Source organism: Streptomyces sp. DSM 116795, assembly GCF_055792905.1.
Map to the genome: position 1 here is coordinate 2,060,711 of NZ_CM147707.1, position 16,770 is coordinate 2,077,480.

The following is a 16,770-nucleotide window of genomic DNA, read 5'->3' on the forward strand; positions in this document are numbered from 1 at the left end:
CGGGTTTGGCTACCGGCCGTCCCGGCTCAAGAGAAGATGAAGGGGACGACCAGACCGAGGAGCGCGAGGACCTCACAGAGCGCGAAGCCGAGGAACATGTTGGTCCGGATGATGCCCATGGCCTCGGGCTGGCGGGCCATGGCCTCGATCGAGTGGCCGAAGACCACGCCGATACCGACACCGGGGCCGATGGCGGCGAGACCGTAGGCGATGGCACCCAGGTTGCCCTTGATGTCGATGTTCGTGGCAGCGATGTTGACAAGCTCGGCAGACATCTTCTTCTTCCTGTGTGATGCGGTCCGCTGGGGGCCTTCCCAGCGAAGTTCCGTTGGTACGAGGGGAGATCGGTCGGATCAGGCGGATCAGTGGGCCTCTTCGAGCGCTCCACTGATGTAGATCGCGGCGAGCAGCGTGAAGATATACGCCTGGAGGAACTGGATCAGAACCTCGAACGCCGTCATACCGACCGCCAGGAGGAAGGATCCACCCGCGACGGCGGCCAGGAACGACGGGGTCACGAGATACCAGGCGGCGGCGCTGAACATCACGATCAGCATGTGGCCGGCGAACATGTTGGCCCACAGCCGCACCGCGAGGGTGAACGGCCGGGTGATCACGTTCTGGATGAACTCCAGGAGCACGATCAGCGGCACGAGGCCCTTGGGCAGGCCCTCGATCCACACCAGGTTCTTGACGCCGCCCTTGAAGCCGTGGGTCTTGAACGTCAGGAACATGTACGTCACGAACACCAGCAGCGCCAGTGCCACGGGGTAGGCGAAGCGTGACGTCGACGGGAAGTTCGCCAGCGGGATGATGGCCATGATGTTCATGAGCCATACGAAGAAGAAGATCGACATCAGGAAGGGGACGTACTGCTTCCCCTTCTTGCCGATCACATCGCCGGCGATGCTCTTCGCGATGAAGTTGTAGCCGATCTCGCCGACCAGTTGCAGCTTCCCCGGGACCAGCTTCGGCTTGCTGAACGCGGACCAGAAGAACCCGACGACGATCACCATGCAGATGATCGTGAGCAGCATCGGCTTGGTGAACTCGACGCCGCCGACGGTGAAGATCGGCTTGAACTGGAACGAGTGGAGGCCCGGCGCGGGAAAGGCGCAGTCGGCATTGATGTGGCAGTCAGTCTTAGCCAGCAGCGTTAGGGCGCTCACCCGTGACTCCTTCGTCGTGACGCATAAGTGACGGCAACCTTGTGTGTCAGCGCGGCTGGTGAGACCGCTTGTCGGCACGGGGGACAGAGTGTGGCGGTGCCACTGTGGTCAACTCGGAGCGTGCACCGAGGACCGGGCATCCTGGATCCACGCTGCGGCCACAGCTCCGGATCCGAGTACACCGCAGGCCGCCGGGGCACTGCGCTCCTCTGGCGAGCGGGCCCCACACGGCCGGATGCGTTTCCGGACGATAGCAGATCCGGATCAAGCCCCTTCCGCCTCCCCTCACGTCTCATCCCGCGACTCCGACTTCGCCGTGTGGGCAGGCTCCTTGGCCGGTGCCGACGGTACGGGATCGACGTAGAGCATCTTGCTCGTGAGGCTGTGACGGACCTGCCCGCCGACCCAGGCCAGGGCGGTGACGAGCAGAGTGAGGGCGAAGGCCCGGCTGTTGAACAGCGCGGTCCCGTTGAAGACGATGATGAAGACGCCGATGAGCAGCATCTGCACCGTGTAGACCAACATCCCGGCCATCATCGTCACTTGCGGCTTGTCCTGGGTGATGCGCATGAGCGCGGCGAACCCAAGTCCGAAGAAGACGGCTACGACCGTCAGCGCCACGAGCGCGCCGATGAGGCCCTTCCCCCCGGCCGTCAGCGCACTGACAACGGTGGCGACGGCTCCCACTGGGGCGGCGAAGACCGCGGCGCCCCGGAGGATCCGGGCATCGTTGGACTGCATGAGGGCAGCTCCGGCGAGGTCGGGGGCGGGTGATGCTCGCCTTGACGGGCCACAACTCACCACGAGCAGTGCGCCAGTCGAAGGCTGACCGCCGGTGACGACGCCCTCTCCCCGGAATCGGATGCGAGGGGTCGAAACCGCAGTTCCGGAGCGGCGTCCTACGCTCCGGTCTCCGGCTCATCCGGCTTTCGTGAACGCTATCACAAACTATTTGATGAGGTCTTTACCTACTTGGTGTGCTCGCCGTCACACGCGGGTTCCGAACTCCGCGCGGCCCGCTGATCGTTGCGACCGATCGCGGTGGCGCCGTTCAGGCCGGCGAATGCGGGCTGAGGTGCACTGTTCGCCTTTTCCGTTTTCTCCGTTTCGGCCACCTCGGCCGAATTCCCATTCTCGGTGGCGAATTGAGCATCCTTCTCGAAATTGACCAAATACGGCGAATCAGACCGGACGCCCGATACCGCGCCGCTCTCCTCCGCGCTCCCCTCCACGCTTCCGTCTACGCCCTCGTCCGCGGTCTGCGCCTCGCGCCGGTAGCGCGGCGGTACGAACGCGTACGCCCAGCGCGGCACTTGCGGCGTGAAGCGCGGCATCAGCAGAACCACGAGCCCGAGCGCGCTCAGCAGCACGATCGCGAGCACGACGCCGAGGCCGGAGGACTGTACGGAGAACGCGACCGTGCTGAAGGCGATCAGCGCCGACCAGAAGTACATGATCAGCACCGCACGGCTGTGGGAGTGCCCGATCTCCAGCAGCCGGTGGTGCAGATGCCCCTTGTCCGCCGCGAACGGAGACTCCCCGCGCCACGTCCTGCGCACGATCGCGAGCACCAGGTCGGCGACGGGGATGGCGATGATCGTCAACGGCAGCAGCAGCGGCATGTACAGGGGCACCATCGCGTGCACCGCGGACCGCACCGAACCGGTGTGCTGGACCATGAGGTCGTAGTCGACCTGACCGGTGATCGAGACCGCGCCGGCGGCCAGTACGAGACCGATCAGCATCGATCCCGAATCGCCCATGAAGATGCGCGCCGGGTGCAGGTTGTGCGGCAGGAAACCCAGGCACATGCCCATCAGAAGCACCGCGAAGAGCGTGGCCGGAGCGGCCGCCTCGACGCCGTAGCCGTACCAGATCCGGTAGGCGTACATGAAGAACGCCGCGGCGGCGATGGTGACCATGCCGGAGGCCAGGCCGTCCAGGCCGTCCACGAAGTTCACCGCGTTGATGGTGATCACGACGAGCGCGACGGTCAGCAGCGAGCCCTGCGGCTGCGTCAGCGCGACATTTCCCACACCCGGGACCGGCAGCCACAGGATCGTCAGCCCCTGCAGCACCATGACGCCCGCGGCGATCATCTGACCGCCCAGTTTGACCAGGGCGTCGACGCCCCACTTGTCGTCGAGGACGCCCAGCAGCCAGATCAGCCCGGCGCCGGAGAGCAGCGCACGCGGCTCGTCGGAGAGTACGAACAGCTCGCCGATGTTGGTGAGTTGGGAGGCGACCAGGAGACCCGCGCACAGACCGCCGAACATCGCGATGCCGCCGAGGCGAGGCGTCGGCTCACGGTGCACATCGCGCGCTCTGATCTGCGGCATCGCCTTCGCCGCGATGGCGAACTTCCGCACCGGCCCGGTCAGGAGATAGGTGACCGCCGCCGCGACACAGAGCGTCAGCAGATATTCACGCACGGGTTCCCCAGGGGTTTGGCTGTTCCTTGGCCCCACACGATAGGACACCTGCGCGGGGCCTGCGGTTTCACATTCGTCTGACGCAAGTGCCGCACGGACGGAACCTAGCTTGCCGGAACGCCGGTGAGCGCCGTGACGACCGGGTCCAGAGCCTTGCTGATCTCGTCCCCCACCGAGCGGAAGTACGGGATGGGGGCGCCGTACGGATCATGGATCTCGTCCGCCTCGGGGCTGGGCGCCAGCAGCCAGCCCCGCAGGGCCGCCGCGGCCTGCACCAGCGCCTGGGCACGCTCGACGACGCCCTCCGCCGAGCGCGGGGGCAGTGTCGCGGCGTCTATGGCCCGTACGAGCCGCGTGAACTCCTTCAGCGTGAACGTACGCAGCCCCGCCGAATGCCCCATCGAGACGACCTGTGCGCGGTGATCGCGAGTAGCGGTCAGTACGAGGTCGGCCCGGATGACGTGCTCGTCCAGCAGCTCGCGGCCGCGGAAGCCCTCCGGGTCCGCGCCGTGCTCCAGCAGCACCTCGGCGGCGTGGTCCTCCATGGGGGCGCCCTCGTGGCCCCAGGTGCCCGCGCTCTCCACGACGATGCCGCCGCAGTGGCCGTCTCCGAGCCGCTCCCTCAGGGCATGCCGGGTCAGCCGCTCTGTCAGGGGCGAGCGGCAGACGTTGCCGGTGGAGACGTGGAGGATGCGGAAGGCGCCGGCGGTGCCGGAGCCGAAGCCGGTGCCCGGGCCCGGGCCGGTGGCCCTTATGCCGCCGGGATCCGCGGTGCCACGCCCGTGAGGGGTGTTCACTGCGGGCATCTCCTGGCGCTCCTGCCGCTCCCGTCGCGAGAGGCCAGGGGCCGCACGGCCCCCGCCCCTGTCATGGCGCCACCTCCAGGTCGGGTACGACCTTGCGCAGCTCCTCGGCGCTCACCGCACCCGTACGCAGCAGAACCGGCGTCCTCTGCGTGACGTCGACGATCGAGGACGGCACCGAGTCGGGCGTCGGACCGCCGTCCAGGTAGACGGCGACGGAGTCGCCCAGCATCTCCTGCGCGGCGTCGCAGTCCTGCGGGGCGGGATGCCCGGTGAGGTTGGCCGAGGAGACGGCCATCGGGCCGAACTCCTTGAGCAGTTCGATCGCGACGGGGTGCAGCGGCATCCGTACCGCCACGGTGCCGCGTGCGTCGCCCAAGTCCCACGTCAGCGAGGGCTGGTGCCTGGCGACGAGCGTCAACGCGCCCGGCCAGAAGGCGTCGACCAGCTCCCAGGCCGACTCGGAGAAGTCGGTGACGAGGCCGTGCAGAGTGTTCGGGGAGCCTACGAGCACCGGCGAAGGCATGTTCCTGCCACGCCCCTTGGCCTCCAGCAGATCGCCGACGGCGTCCGGGCTGAAGGCGTCGGCGCCGATGCCGTACACCGTGTCCGTGGGCAGCACGACGAGCTCACCGCGGCGTACCGCCGAGGCGGCCTCACGAAGGCCGGTCTTGCGGTCGGTCACGTCGGTGCAGTCATAACGCCGTGCCATTACGGCACCTCCCTGCGAGCTGTGGCGAATCGGGGCCGGTTGTTGAGGTCGGGGTGGTCCGCCGCGTCGGCCCAGCCACGGTCCTCGGTGAAGATCCAGGGGACTTGGCCGCCCTGGGTGTCGGCGTGCTCGACGACGACGAGGCCGCCGGGGCGCAGCAGCCGGTGTGCCGTGCGCTCCAGACCGCGGATCGTGCTCAGCCCGTCCTCCCCGGAGAACAACGCCAACTGCGGGTCGTGGTCGCGGGCTTCGGGTGCCACATACTCCCATTCGGTGAGCGGGATGTACGGCGGGTTGGAGACCACCAGATCGACCTGGCCGTCGAGTTCGGGCAGCGCGGTGAGCGCGTCGCCGTGGTGCAGCGTGACGCGGCTGCCCTCCACGTTCTTCGCGGCCCAGCCGTACGCGCCCTCGTCCAGCTCCACGGCGTGCACCCGCGAGCGCGGCACCTCCTGCGCGAGGGCGAGCGCGATGGCTCCCGACCCGGTGCACAGATCGACGATGAGAGGCTCGGCGACGTCCATCGCCCGTACCGCCTCTATCGCCCAGCCGGCCACGGACTCGGTCTCCGGACGCGGGACGAACACCCCGGGCCCGACCTGCAGTTCGAGGTAACGGAAGAAGGCACGCCCGGTGATGTGCTGCAGCGGCTCGCGGGCCTCGCGCCGCGAGACGGCCTCCCAGTAGCGGGCGTCGAAGTCGCTGTCGGGCACCATGTGCAGCTCGCCGCGCTTGACGCCGTGCACGTATGCGGCCAGCTCCTCCGCGTCGAACCGCGGCGAGGGCACCCCGGCGTCGGCGAGCCGCTGGGTCGCCTGTGCCACCTCGGCGATCAGCAGGCCGCGTGGGTTCGGGGGCCGCCCCCCGGACGAATGCAGCATCTTCTCGTTCCGTCCGCCCGTCCGTGCGCGCGCTTACTGGGCCGCGGCCAGTTTGGCCGCGGAGTCGGCGTCTACGCATGCCTGGATGACCGCGTCCAGATCGCCGTCGAGCACCTGGTCCAGGTTGTAGGCCTTGAAGCCGACCCGGTGGTCGGAGATCCGGTTCTCCGGGAAGTTGTACGTCCGTACCCGCTCCGACCGGTCCACCGTACGCACCTGGCTGCGGCGGGCGTCCGAAGCCTCCTGGTCGGCCTCCTCCTGGGCCGCGGCCAGCAGCCGGGCGCGCAGGATGCGCAGCGCCTGTTCCTTGTTCTGCAGCTGGCTCTTCTCGTTCTGGCAGGAGACGACGATGCCGGTCGGCTCGTGGGTGATGCGCACCGCGGAGTCGGTGGTGTTGACGGACTGGCCGCCGGGGCCGGAGGAGCGGTACACGTCGATACGCAGATCGTTTGCGCTGATCTCGACGTCCACGTCCTCGGCCTCGGGCAGCACGAGCACTCCGGCGGCGGAGGTGTGGATACGGCCCTGCGACTCGGTCGCGGGCACGCGCTGCACGCGGTGCACTCCGCCCTCGTACTTCAGCCGGGCCCACACGCCCTGGCCGGGCTCCGTCGCACCGCCGCCGCCCTTGGTCTTCACGGCGACCTGTACGTCCTTGTAGCCGCCGAGGTCGGACTCGGTGGACTGGATCAGCTCCGTCTTCCAGCCGACGCGCTCGGCGTAGCGCAGATACATCCGCAGCAGGTCGCCGGCGAAGAGAGCCGACTCGTCGCCGCCCTCCCCCGCCTTGATCTCGAGGATGACGTCCTTGTCGTCGCTGGGGTCGCGCGGTACGAGCAGCAGCCGGAGCTTCTCAGTCAACTCCTCGCGCTGGGACTCCAGTTCCTTCACCTCGGCGGCGAAGTCCGGGTCGTCCACGGCGAGTTCGCGGGCGGTGGCGATGTCGTCCCCGGCCTGCTTCCAGGAACGGTACGTGGCGATCACCGGGGAGAGCTCCGCGTACCGCTTGTTGAGCTTGCGGGCGCGCGCCTGGTCGGCGTGGATCGCGGGATCGGCGAGCTGCTTCTCCAGCTCGGCGTGCTCGCCGATCAGTTCCTCGACCGCCTCGAACATCGTTTGTCCCTTTACGTGAAGAAGGAAGTGCCAGGCAGCGCGAAAGAGCGCCGGCCCCTCACGCCCTGCGGGACGTGCCGAGGAGACCGGCGCTCGAGTGGTGCTACTTCTTGGCGGAACCGGCGCCCTTGCCGAAGCGGGCCTCGAACCGGGCCACGCGGCCACCGGTGTCGAGGATCTTCTGCTTGCCGGTGTAGAAGGGGTGGCACGCGGAGCAGATGTCGGCGCGGATCTGGCCGCCGCTCACGGTGCTGCGAGTCGTGAAGGAGTTGCCGCAGGTGCAGCTCACCTGGGTCTCCACGTACTCGGGGTGGATGTCGCGCTTCAAGGGATTCTCCTATTTCCGGGAGGGCACCGGGTCGGAGGACGGGTTTGTCCACCGTGAACCGGGGCCGACGGTCCAGTCTGCCATCACTGGCCGTACCACCCAAAACCGGGGGCGGGCGCCGGATATTCCCGCTGAGGGGCGCGTGGCGGCCGTCAGCCGACCACGCGGCCGATGTCCGTGCGCTCGCTCGCCGAGCCCTTCTCCGCGGACTTCGGTATGGCGGCGTCCCGCTTGATCGCGGACCACATCTTCGCCGCCTTGGACTCCATCGGCACTACGCGGTTGGGGTCCCGGGGGTCGTAGGTCACGGGCAGCGTGGACATCTTGATGTCGTCGGACTTGACGCCCTTGAGCATGCCCGCCAGGCCCGCCAGGTCGCCGACCGAGTCGAGCTCGGAGTCCGTGGTGACGGCGGAGGTGGCGCTGTCCGCGAGCTCGTACAGCTTCTTCGGGCTGCTGAACACACCGACGCTCTTGACCTGCTCCATCAGCGCCTTCACGAACGCCTGCTGGAGCTGGATTCGGCCCAGGTCGCTGCCGTCGCCGACACCGTGGCGCGTGCGTACGAGGCCGAGGGACTGCTCGCCGCTGAGCTTGTGCGGGCCGGGCGCCAGGTCGAGGTGGCTGTCCGGGTCCTTGATCGGCTTCCTGGTGGTGACCTCGACGCCCCCGAGGTCGTCGATCAGCTTCTTGAAGCCGGAGAAGTCGACCTCCGCGAAGTGGTCCATGCGTACGCCGGACATCGACTCCACGGTCTTCACGGCGCAGGCCGGACCGCCCGTCTCGTACGCGGAGTTGAACATCGCCCGCTGCCGCGGCGCGGTGCCGCTCCCGTCGTCCTTGGCGCAGCTGGGGCGCTCGACGACGGTGTCGCGCGGTATCGAGACGACGCTCGCCTTGTCGTGCTCCTTGTTGACGTGCACGACCATCGCGGTGTCGGAGCGGGCGCCGGGCTGGCCGTTGCCGTACTTGCCGTTCGTGCCGGAGCGGCTGTCGGAGCCCAGGACGAGGATGTCCATCGAGCCGTCGGGGGTGTCGCCCGGCCTGTGCTTGCCGAGCTTGGCGTCGATGTCCACGCCGGAGATGTTGCCGTTGAGCTTGAAGTAGGCGAAGCCGAGGCCCGTGCCGCCGAGGATCACCGCGCCGGCGGCCGTCCAGGCGGCGGCCTTGAGGATCCGCCGCCGGCGCGTGTGGGGCCTGCGACGGCGGCCGGTGGCGCGGAGGGCGCTGCGGGAGCGGCCCGGAGCCGCCGCGTCCGGCCCCACCGTGCTGTCGTCCGCCATCGTCGCCCACCTCAGTCCTGCCCTGCGGCTCCGCCGTCACTTCTCGTACGTACGGCGTGCGTACGAGAACACATGCCCCGACGGCCGCGCATCTCCGCGGCGATGGGCGCATGCTCCGTAAGTCACGCCATCCGGAAGGGTTGCACACGGCGTGACGGTGATGCCCCGCCCGTGGAGAGTGGCGCGGGTTTGGGACGACAGGGGCGTTTCGCCCCTCGACCTGGACCGATGCACTTCCGTGAGAGGGCCGGGAGGAGCCGGGGGTGCCGCGGCGGCTGTGCGCAAGCTCTCAACTGTCATCACATGGAGTGAGGGCCGCCCCACCACATGTGGCGGGGCGGCCCTCACTGCCGCGCCTCTGGGGGCACGGCCCGTACTGCCGTCAGTCGCTGCCGTTGCCCGGGGTCGGGGTGGTCTTCTGGATCTGGAGCAGGAATTCGGTGTTGGACTTGGTCTGCTTCATCTTGTCCAGGAGCAGTTCGATGGCCTGCTGCTGGTCCAGGGCGTGCAGGACCCGGCGGAGTTTCCAGATGATCTGGAGTTCGTCGCCCGCCATGAGGATCTCTTCCTTGCGGGTGCCGGAGGCGTCCACGTCGACCGCGGGGAAGATCCGCTTCTCCGACAGCTTCCGGTCCAGCTTCAGCTCCATGTTGCCGGTGCCCTTGAACTCCTCGAAGATCACCTCGTCCATGCGGGAGCCGGTCTCCACCAAAGCGGCGGCCAGGATCGTCAGCGAACCGCCGTCCTCGATGTTCCGCGCCGCACCGAAGAACTTCTTCGGCGGATACAGCGCCGTGGAATCCACACCACCGGACAGGATCCGCCCCGAAGCCGGGGCCGAGAGGTTGTAGGCCCGCCCCAGCCGGGTGATGTTGTCCAGCAGCACCACCACATCGTGACCCAGCTCCACCAGACGCTTGGCCCGCTCGATCGCCAGCTCAGCGATCGTGGTGTGATCCTCCGCGGGACGGTCGAAGGTCGAGGAGATCACCTCACCCTTCACCGACCGCTGCATGTCGGTGACCTCTTCCGGCCGCTCATCGACCAGCACCACCATCAGATGGCACTCCGGATTGTTCACCGTGATCGAATTCGCGATCGACTGCAGCACCATCGTCTTGCCCGCCTTCGGCGGCGCCACGATCAACCCCCGCTGCCCCTTGCCGATCGGCGAGACCAGATCGATGATCCGCGACGTGAGCTGATTCGGCTCCGTCTCCAGCCGCAGCCGCTCCTGCGGATACAACGGCGTCAGCTTGTTGAACTCCGACCGCGACCGGCCACCCTCCGGCGAAGTGCCGTTGACCGAATCCAGCCGCACCAAAGCATTGAACTTCTCCCGCCGCTCCCCCTCACGCGGCTGCCGCACCGCACCGGTGACGTGATCACCCTTGCGCAGACCGTTCTTCCGCACCTGCGCCAACGACACATACACATCATTCGGACCCGGCAGATACCCCGACGTCCGCACGAACGCATAGTTGTCCAGGATGTCCAAGATCCCCGCCACCGGAATCAGCACATCATCCTCAGCGATCTGCGGCTCGGCATCCTCACGCCCACCACGACGCCCACGCCGATCCCGATAACGACCCCGCCGACCACGCCGGCCGCCGTCGAAGTCGTCGTCGTCACGGCCGTCCCGGCGGTTTCCGCCCTGGTTCTGGTTCTGACCGCCCTGGTTCTGACCGCTCTGGTTCTGGCCGCCGCCGTCGCCGCCCTTGCCGCCGCGGCCGCGCTGGCGGTCGCGCTTGGAGGGGCGGTCCTGCTGCTGGCGGCCACCGCCGTCGCCGCGGTCACCGCGGGATCCGTCGCCACGGCCGCCGCCGTCGCCCTTGTGCTGCTGGCCGCCGTCGCCGCGGCCGTCGGCCTTGCCCTCGGCGGTGTCGGCGGAGGCTTCCGCCTTGCCGCCGCCCTCGCCACGCTCGCGGCGGCCGCGGCGGTCGCCTTCGGCCTTCCCCTCGCTCGCGGGCTGGCCCGGAATGTCGATCTGGGCCGAGTCCTCCCCGTCCCCGCCGGTCTCACCGGTGCGCGCCCGGGACGTGGCGCGGCGCTTGGGCCTGCCCGACTGGTCGTCGCCCTCGGCGGCGTCCGCGTCCTTGCCGCGCGCGGCGGGAGCGTCGGCGCCGGCGGACGAACCCCCGCCCGCCTGCCGCTCCTTGATGGTTTCGATCAGCTGGCTCTTGCGCATACGCGCGGTGCCCTTGATGCCGAGACCGGAGGCAACTTGCTGAAGCTCGGCGAGCACCATGCCCTCAAGCCCGGTGCCGGTGCGCCGGCGCTTGGGCGCAGCACCGGAGGCAGGCGCGGCAGCAGCGTCCGTGGCAGGCGCGTCGGCTTTCTCCGCAGCGGCGCTCCCGGAGGAGGTGCCGCCTGAGCCATCGGACTCAGGGGGAGCGGCGTTCACGCCCATCAGATCGGTGGTGTCGCTCACAAAGGGTCCTTCCCTGGAGCGGACGTCGGCCTGTCTGGCTCGGCGACCGGTCGTGCTGTCCGGCGATTGGTCCTGTGCGCGCGGACCTGGCCGAAACGGTGGTTCCCGCCTGGATGTGTGGCGGGGAGATCAATTCATGGTTCGGCGTGCAAGGAGAATGTGCGTCCTGCATGCCTGCTCCGGAGCGTGCTCGGGACTGCGACGCAGAACGACGCAGCGTGGGAGGCTCCTGGAGGAAGAGGCGATCCTGGGCCTCTGCCCTTGGGGATCACTCAAGCACTGCACTCTACGGGCCACCACAGAGTTTCACGTGTGGATCACGAGACTGCGAGCACTGACTTGAGGTTAACACTACCGGACCCAACAAACATTCCCCCTCTCCTGGATCATCGGCTTCTCCAAGGCCTTCGCCGGCTCTGCCGGGCCGTACACCGGCACTGCGTCACTGAGATGCGCCCCGGTCCGCACCGTCCGCCTTCAGGGGCAGGACGCTGGCTCCCGCGGTGTCGAGGCTCAGCCTGTTCGCCGTCCACTGCTCGCCGGCGAGCTGAGCCACCTTGTCGCCGGCGCCGTGGCCCTCGGGCAGCGCGAGCACCGTCGGGCCCGCACCCGAGACAACAGCTGGGACGCCGTCCGCCCGCAACCGGTTCACCAATTCCACGCTTTCCTTCATCGCCGGAGCGCGGTACTCCTGATGGAGCCGGTCCTCCGTCGCGGGCAGCAGCAGATCGGGACGCCTGGTCAGCGCCTCGACGAGCAGCGCGGCACGCCCTGTGTTGAACGCCGCGTCCACGTGCGGGACATGACGGGGCAACAGCCCCCGCGCCGTCTCCGTCGGCAACGGCCTCGCGGGTACGAAGACCACCGGCACGACGGATTCCGCGGGCTCCATCCTGATCGCCCGGGCGGCTCCCGCGTCCATCCAGGCCAGCGTGAAGCCGCCCATCAGACAGGCCGCCACGTTGTCCGGGTGACCCTCGATCTCGGTGGCCAGCTCCAGCATCGCCGCGTCGTGGAGCTTGGCCTCACCGCCGGTGGTGACGGCACGTGCGGCCACGATCCCCGCGCAGATGGCCGCGGAGGACGAGCCGAGGCCGCGCCCGTGCGGGATCCGGTTGGCGCAGACGACCTCCAGGCCGCGCGGCTGGCCGCCGAGCAGATCGAAAGCCGTACGCAGAGAGCGCACGAGCAGGTGGTCCTCGTCTCGCGACAGGGTCTCGGCACCTTCCCCCGCGATGTCGACGTGCAGACCGGAGTCGGCGACCCGGACGACCACGTCGTCGTAGAGACCGAGCGCCAGGCCCAGGGCGTCGTAGCCGGGGCCGAGGTTGGCGCTGGTGGCGGGAACGCGCACGCGGACAGCTGCGGCGCGGAACGCGGGACCGGCCATCTCCCGATGACTCTCCTTGGATTGTTGACGCGATTTCCCATGGACCGCGGCGAGGGCGCCGGAAGGGTCACGGACCCTGTGCGTTCCGGGCCCGGCGGACCAGGTGGGGCCTCCCGGACAGGACGAGGGGATGCCCCGGAGTACGTACGGGGAGTGGGGATGAACGCAAGCCTATCGAAGGAAGGTTCAGTGGCGACACAGGGCGCACGGGAGGCGCACGATGCGTGTCGCAAGCGGTTCCGCGCTCCCTTGCCACCTGTCCCCGTGCCGGCTGCCGCGCCGGCCACCGGAAGACTTCCCGCTGCCGGCGCGGGCGAACCGTCAGGCCAGGCCCAGACGTTCCGCCGCGGCGTCCGCGTCGATCGGCACCGTCACGGGTTGCGGGGCGCCCGCGACCGCCCAGTCGGGGTCCTTGAGCCCGTTGCCGGTGACCGTGCACACCACGCGCTGCCCGGGCTCCAGCCTGCCCTGCTCGGCTGCCTGGAGCAGGCCGGCGACCGACGCCGAGGAGGCCGGCTCGACGAAGACGCCCTCGCGGGACGACAACAGCTTGTAGGCACGCAGGATCTGACGGTCCGTCACAGAGTCGATGAAACCGCCCGACTCGTCACGCGCGCGCTCCGCGAGCTTCCAGGAAGCCGGGTTGCCGATCCGGATGGCGGTGGCGATCGTGCTCGGGTCCTTCACGGGCTCCCCGCGCACGATGGGCGCGGCACCGGATGCCTGGTAACCCCACATGCGCGGCGCACCCGTGGCGGGACCGTCCGCGAGGTACTCGCTGTAACCCCGCCAGTACGCAGTGATGTTCCCCGCGTTGCCGACCGGCAGGACGTGCACGTCGGGGGCGTCCCCGAGCATGTCGACGATCTCGAAAGCGGCCGTCTTCTGGCCTTCGAGACGGTCGGGGTTGACCGAATTGACCAGCGCCACCGGGTACTTCTCCGACAGACCGCGGGCGAGGGTGAGGCAGTCGTCGAAATTGCCGTCCACCTGGAGGATCTTGGCGCCGTGCACGAGCGCCTGGCCCATCTTGCCCAGCGCGATCTTTCCCTGCGGCACCAGGACGGCGCAGACCATGCCCGCACGTACGGCATAGGCGGCCGCGGAGGCCGAAGTGTTGCCCGTGGAGGCGCAGATGACGGCCTGCGCGCCCTCCTCCTTGGCCCGCGTGATCGCCATCGTCATGCCGCGGTCCTTGAAGGAACCGGTCGGGTTTGCGCCCTCGACCTTCAAGTGGACGTCGCAGCCTGTGAGTTCGGAGAGCAGCTGCGCCGGTACGAGCGGCGTGCCGCCCTCGCGCAGTGTGACGGGGGCCGTCTGCGGACCAACGGGCAGCCGGTCGCGGTACTCCTCGATGACGCCGCGCCACTGGCGGGAGGTGGCGGGTGCTGCGGTTTCCATGGTGGTCACTGTCCTCGATTCCCCTGTATCCGGGTCCCGTTCATTCGCCCTCGACCCGCATGATGCTGGCGACGCCGCGCACGGTGTCGAGCCCGCGCAGCGCCTCGACGGTCGCGCTCAGCGACGCGTCGGGCGCGCTGTGCGTGACGACCACGAGCCAGGCGTCGCCGTCCTTGCCCTGCTGGCGCACGGTGTCGATGGAGACGCCGTGCTCCGCGAAAGTGGTGGCGACCTGCGCGAGGACGCCGGGTTTGTCGGCGACGTCGAGGCTGATGTGGTAGCGCGTGACGACCTCGCCCATCGGCGAGACCGGCAGCTGCGCGTACGCCGATTCGCCGGGGCCCCTCGACCCGTTGAGCTTGTTCCGGCAGGCGGCCACCAGGTCGCCCAGCACGGCGGAGGCCGTGGGTGCGCCGCCCGCGCCCGGCCCGTAGAACATCAGCTGGCCCGCGGCGTCCGACTCCACGAACACCGCGTTGTAGGCCTCGCGGACGCCTGCGAGCGGATGGCTCAGCGGGATCATCGCGGGATGCACGCGCGCGGTCACCGAGCGGCCGTCGGCCGCCCGTTCGCAGATGGCGAGCAGCTTGACCGTGCAGCCCATGCGCTTCGCCGAGGCGATGTCCGCCGCGGTGATCTCGGTGAGGCCCTCGCGGTGCACGTCGTCGAGACGGACGCGGGTGTGGAAGGCGATTCCGGCGAGGATGGCGGCCTTTGCTGCGGCGTCGAAGCCCTCGACGTCGGCGGTGGGGTCGGCCTCCGCGTAGCCGAGCGCGGTTGCCTCGTCCAGGGCCTCGCCGTATCCGGCGCCGGTGGAGTCCATCCGGTCGAGGATGAAGTTCGTGGTGCCGTTGACGATGCCGAGGACGCGGTTGACCTTGTCGCCGGCCAGGGACTCGCGCAGCGGCCGTACCAGCGGGATGGCCGCGGCGACCGCCGCCTCGTAGTAGAGGTCGTTGCCGTGTTTCTCCGCGGCCTCGTGGAGGGAGGGGCCGTCCTCGGCGAGCAGGGCCTTGTTCGCGGTCACGACGCTCGCTCCGTGCTCGAAGGCGGAGGTGATGAGCCTGCGGGCCGGTTCGACACCGCCGATGACCTCGACGACGACGTCGATGTCCTCGCGCCGGGCGAGCGCCGCAGCGTCCGTGGTCACCAGCGCCGGGTCGACGCCCTCGCGTACGCGGTCGGGGCGGCGCACGGCGACGCCGGCGAGCTCCACGGGGGCGCCGATGCGGGCGGCGAGATCGTCCGCGTGCGTCGTCATGATGCGTGCCACCTCTGAGCCGACGACCCCACAGCCCAGCAGCGCCACCTTCAGCGGACGCGTACGCATCATCCGACCTCGCCTCTCGTCATTTCCTGTGCTGTCAGTCTCACGTACGGGTACGGAGATTCCACGCTCGTTCCAACATGTGGGACGAATGTCTCGCTAACCGACATCCAGTCGCAGGAGATCCTCCTCCGTCTCCCGTCGGACGATCACCCGCGCCTCCCCGTCCCTCACCGCGACGACCGGCGGCCGCAGCGCGTGGTTGTAGTTGTTCGCCATCGACCTGCAGTACGCGCCGGTCGCCGGCACGGCCAGCAGGTCGCCCGGGGCCAGGTCGGCCGGCAGGAACGCGTCCCGTACGACGATGTCGCCGCTCTCGCAGTGCTTGCCGACGACCCTGGAGAGCATGGGCTCGGCGGTCGAGGTCCGCGAGGCCAGCGAGACGCTGTACTCCGCGTCGTAGAGCGCCGTGCGGACGTTGTCCGACATGCCGCCGTCCACGCTCACGTACGTACGCAGGCCCGGCAGCTCCTTGACCGTGCCCGTCTCGTACACCGTGCAGGCCGAGGGCCCGACCACCGCACGGCCCGGCTCGACGGAAAGGCGCGGCACGGCCAGACCGGCGCCGCGGCACTCGCGGCCGACGATCTCCCGGAGCGAGGCGGCGATGTCGTGCGGCTCGCTCGGGTCGTCCTCGGGCGTGTAGGCGATTCCGAGGCCGCCGCCGAGGTCGATCTCGGGCAGCTCCAGGCCGTGTTCGTCGCGGATGTCGGTGAGCAGCCCGACGACGCGGTGCGCGGCGACCTCGAAGCCCGAGGTGTCGAAGATCTGCGAGCCGATGTGGGAGTGGATGCCGACCAGTTGGAGGCTGTCCAGCTTCAGTACGCGCCGTACGGCCTCGGCGGCCTGACCCTCGGCGAGGGCGAGGCCGAACTTCTGGTCCTCGTGCGCCGTCGCGATGAACTCGTGCGTGTGTGCCTCGACGCCGACCGTGACGCGGATCTGGACGGGCTGGCGCCTGCCGAGCCGGTCGGCGATGTGCGCGACGCGGGCGATCTCCTGGAAGGAGTCCAGCACGATCCGCCCGACGCCCGCCTCGACGGCCTGCTGGATCTCGGCCGACGACTTGTTGTTGCCGTGCAGCGCGATCCGTTCGGGGGGCATGCCGGCGGCCAGGGCGACGGACAGTTCACCGCCGGAGCAGACGTCGAGATTGAGCCCCTCTTCCGTCAGCCAGCGCACGACGGCGCGGGAGAGGAAGGCCTTGCCCGCGTAGAAGACGTCGGCGTCCGGGCCGAAGGCGTCCCGCCAAGCCTGGCAGCGGGCACGGAAGTCGGCCTCGTCGAGGACGTAGAGAGGGGTGCCGAACTCCTCGGCGAGATCCCTGACGTCGAGGCCGCCGACGGTGACCGAGCCGGCCGGTGTGCGGCCGGCGGTCTTCGGCCAGACGCGGGGGTCGAGCGCGTTGAGGTCGGCGGGGGGTGCGGTGTAGTGGCCCTCGGGCAGCACGTCGGCGTGCCGGGGGCCTGCGGGGTGCGCGGAGCGGCTCATGCGGTG

The 16,770-nt window shown here is 69.4% G+C and carries 15 protein-coding genes; all 15 read right to left on the reverse strand.

The window, feature by feature from the left end:
• Positions 1 to 26 precede the first annotated feature (26 nt).
• The 15 genes from atpE to lysA all read right to left on the reverse strand — a co-directional run bounded on the left by atpE (position 27) and on the right by lysA (position 16,764).
• A complete protein-coding gene (gene atpE / locus ACSMXX_RS08650) occupies positions 27 to 275 on the reverse strand; it encodes an ATP synthase F0 subunit C (protein ID WP_473183444.1) in 249 nt (82 codons plus the stop codon).
• 87 nt (positions 276 to 362) lie between these two features.
• Positions 363 to 1,169, reverse strand: coding sequence for a F0F1 ATP synthase subunit A (gene atpB / locus ACSMXX_RS08655; protein WP_473183445.1), 807 nt, complete (start codon positions 1,167 to 1,169; stop codon positions 363 to 365).
• 285 nt (positions 1,170 to 1,454) lie between these two features.
• Complete coding sequence (locus ACSMXX_RS08660; RefSeq protein WP_473183446.1) at positions 1,455 to 1,910, reverse strand: hypothetical protein; 456 nt, start codon at positions 1,908 to 1,910, stop codon at positions 1,455 to 1,457.
• 227 nt (positions 1,911 to 2,137) lie between these two features.
• Complete coding sequence (locus ACSMXX_RS08665; protein ID WP_473183447.1) at positions 2,138 to 3,601, reverse strand: MraY family glycosyltransferase; 1,464 nt, start codon at positions 3,599 to 3,601, stop codon at positions 2,138 to 2,140.
• Between the two features lie 104 nt (positions 3,602 to 3,705).
• A complete protein-coding gene (locus ACSMXX_RS08670) occupies positions 3,706 to 4,398 on the reverse strand; it encodes an arsenate reductase/protein-tyrosine-phosphatase family protein (protein ID WP_473184701.1) in 693 nt (230 codons plus the stop codon).
• A gap of 70 nt (positions 4,399 to 4,468) precedes the next feature.
• The gene (locus tag ACSMXX_RS08675; RefSeq protein WP_473183448.1) at positions 4,469 to 5,116 is read right to left on the reverse strand and encodes an L-threonylcarbamoyladenylate synthase; all 648 of its coding nucleotides are present in this window, start codon (positions 5,114 to 5,116) and stop codon (positions 4,469 to 4,471) included.
• Positions 5,116 to 5,997: a peptide chain release factor N(5)-glutamine methyltransferase gene (gene prmC / locus ACSMXX_RS08680; RefSeq protein ID WP_473183449.1), complete on the reverse strand. Its 882-nt coding sequence runs from the start codon at positions 5,995 to 5,997 to the stop codon at positions 5,116 to 5,118. Before prmC ends, ACSMXX_RS08675 begins: the two co-directional genes overlap by 1 nt.
• A gap of 33 nt (positions 5,998 to 6,030) precedes the next feature.
• Entirely contained in the window at positions 6,031 to 7,110 is a 1,080-nt protein-coding gene (gene prfA, locus ACSMXX_RS08685) for a peptide chain release factor 1 (protein WP_473183450.1), read from the reverse strand.
• A 103-nt stretch (positions 7,111 to 7,213) separates the two neighbouring features.
• Positions 7,214 to 7,438 carry a 50S ribosomal protein L31 gene (rpmE, locus tag ACSMXX_RS08690; protein ID WP_070010905.1) on the reverse strand — a complete coding sequence of 75 codons (225 nt, stop codon included), beginning with the start codon at positions 7,436 to 7,438 and terminating at the stop codon, positions 7,214 to 7,216.
• A 152-nt stretch (positions 7,439 to 7,590) separates the two neighbouring features.
• Positions 7,591 to 8,721: an LCP family protein gene (locus ACSMXX_RS08695; protein ID WP_473183451.1), complete on the reverse strand. Its 1,131-nt coding sequence runs from the start codon at positions 8,719 to 8,721 to the stop codon at positions 7,591 to 7,593.
• A gap of 382 nt (positions 8,722 to 9,103) precedes the next feature.
• Positions 9,104 to 11,155, reverse strand: coding sequence for a transcription termination factor Rho (gene rho / locus ACSMXX_RS08700; protein ID WP_473183452.1), 2,052 nt, complete (start codon positions 11,153 to 11,155; stop codon positions 9,104 to 9,106).
• Between the two features lie 442 nt (positions 11,156 to 11,597).
• A complete protein-coding gene (gene thrB / locus ACSMXX_RS08705) occupies positions 11,598 to 12,545 on the reverse strand; it encodes a homoserine kinase (protein WP_473183453.1) in 948 nt (315 codons plus the stop codon).
• A 321-nt stretch (positions 12,546 to 12,866) separates the two neighbouring features.
• On the reverse strand, positions 12,867 to 13,946 hold the full coding sequence (gene thrC, locus ACSMXX_RS08710) for a threonine synthase (protein WP_473183454.1): 1,080 nt from the start codon (positions 13,944 to 13,946) through the stop codon (positions 12,867 to 12,869).
• Between the two features lie 40 nt (positions 13,947 to 13,986).
• The gene (locus ACSMXX_RS08715) at positions 13,987 to 15,279 is read right to left on the reverse strand and encodes a homoserine dehydrogenase (protein WP_473183455.1); all 1,293 of its coding nucleotides are present in this window, start codon (positions 15,277 to 15,279) and stop codon (positions 13,987 to 13,989) included.
• A 93-nt stretch (positions 15,280 to 15,372) separates the two neighbouring features.
• Positions 15,373 to 16,764, reverse strand: coding sequence for a diaminopimelate decarboxylase (gene lysA / locus ACSMXX_RS08720; RefSeq protein ID WP_473183456.1), 1,392 nt, complete (start codon positions 16,762 to 16,764; stop codon positions 15,373 to 15,375).
• Positions 16,765 to 16,770: the final 6 nt, after the last annotated feature.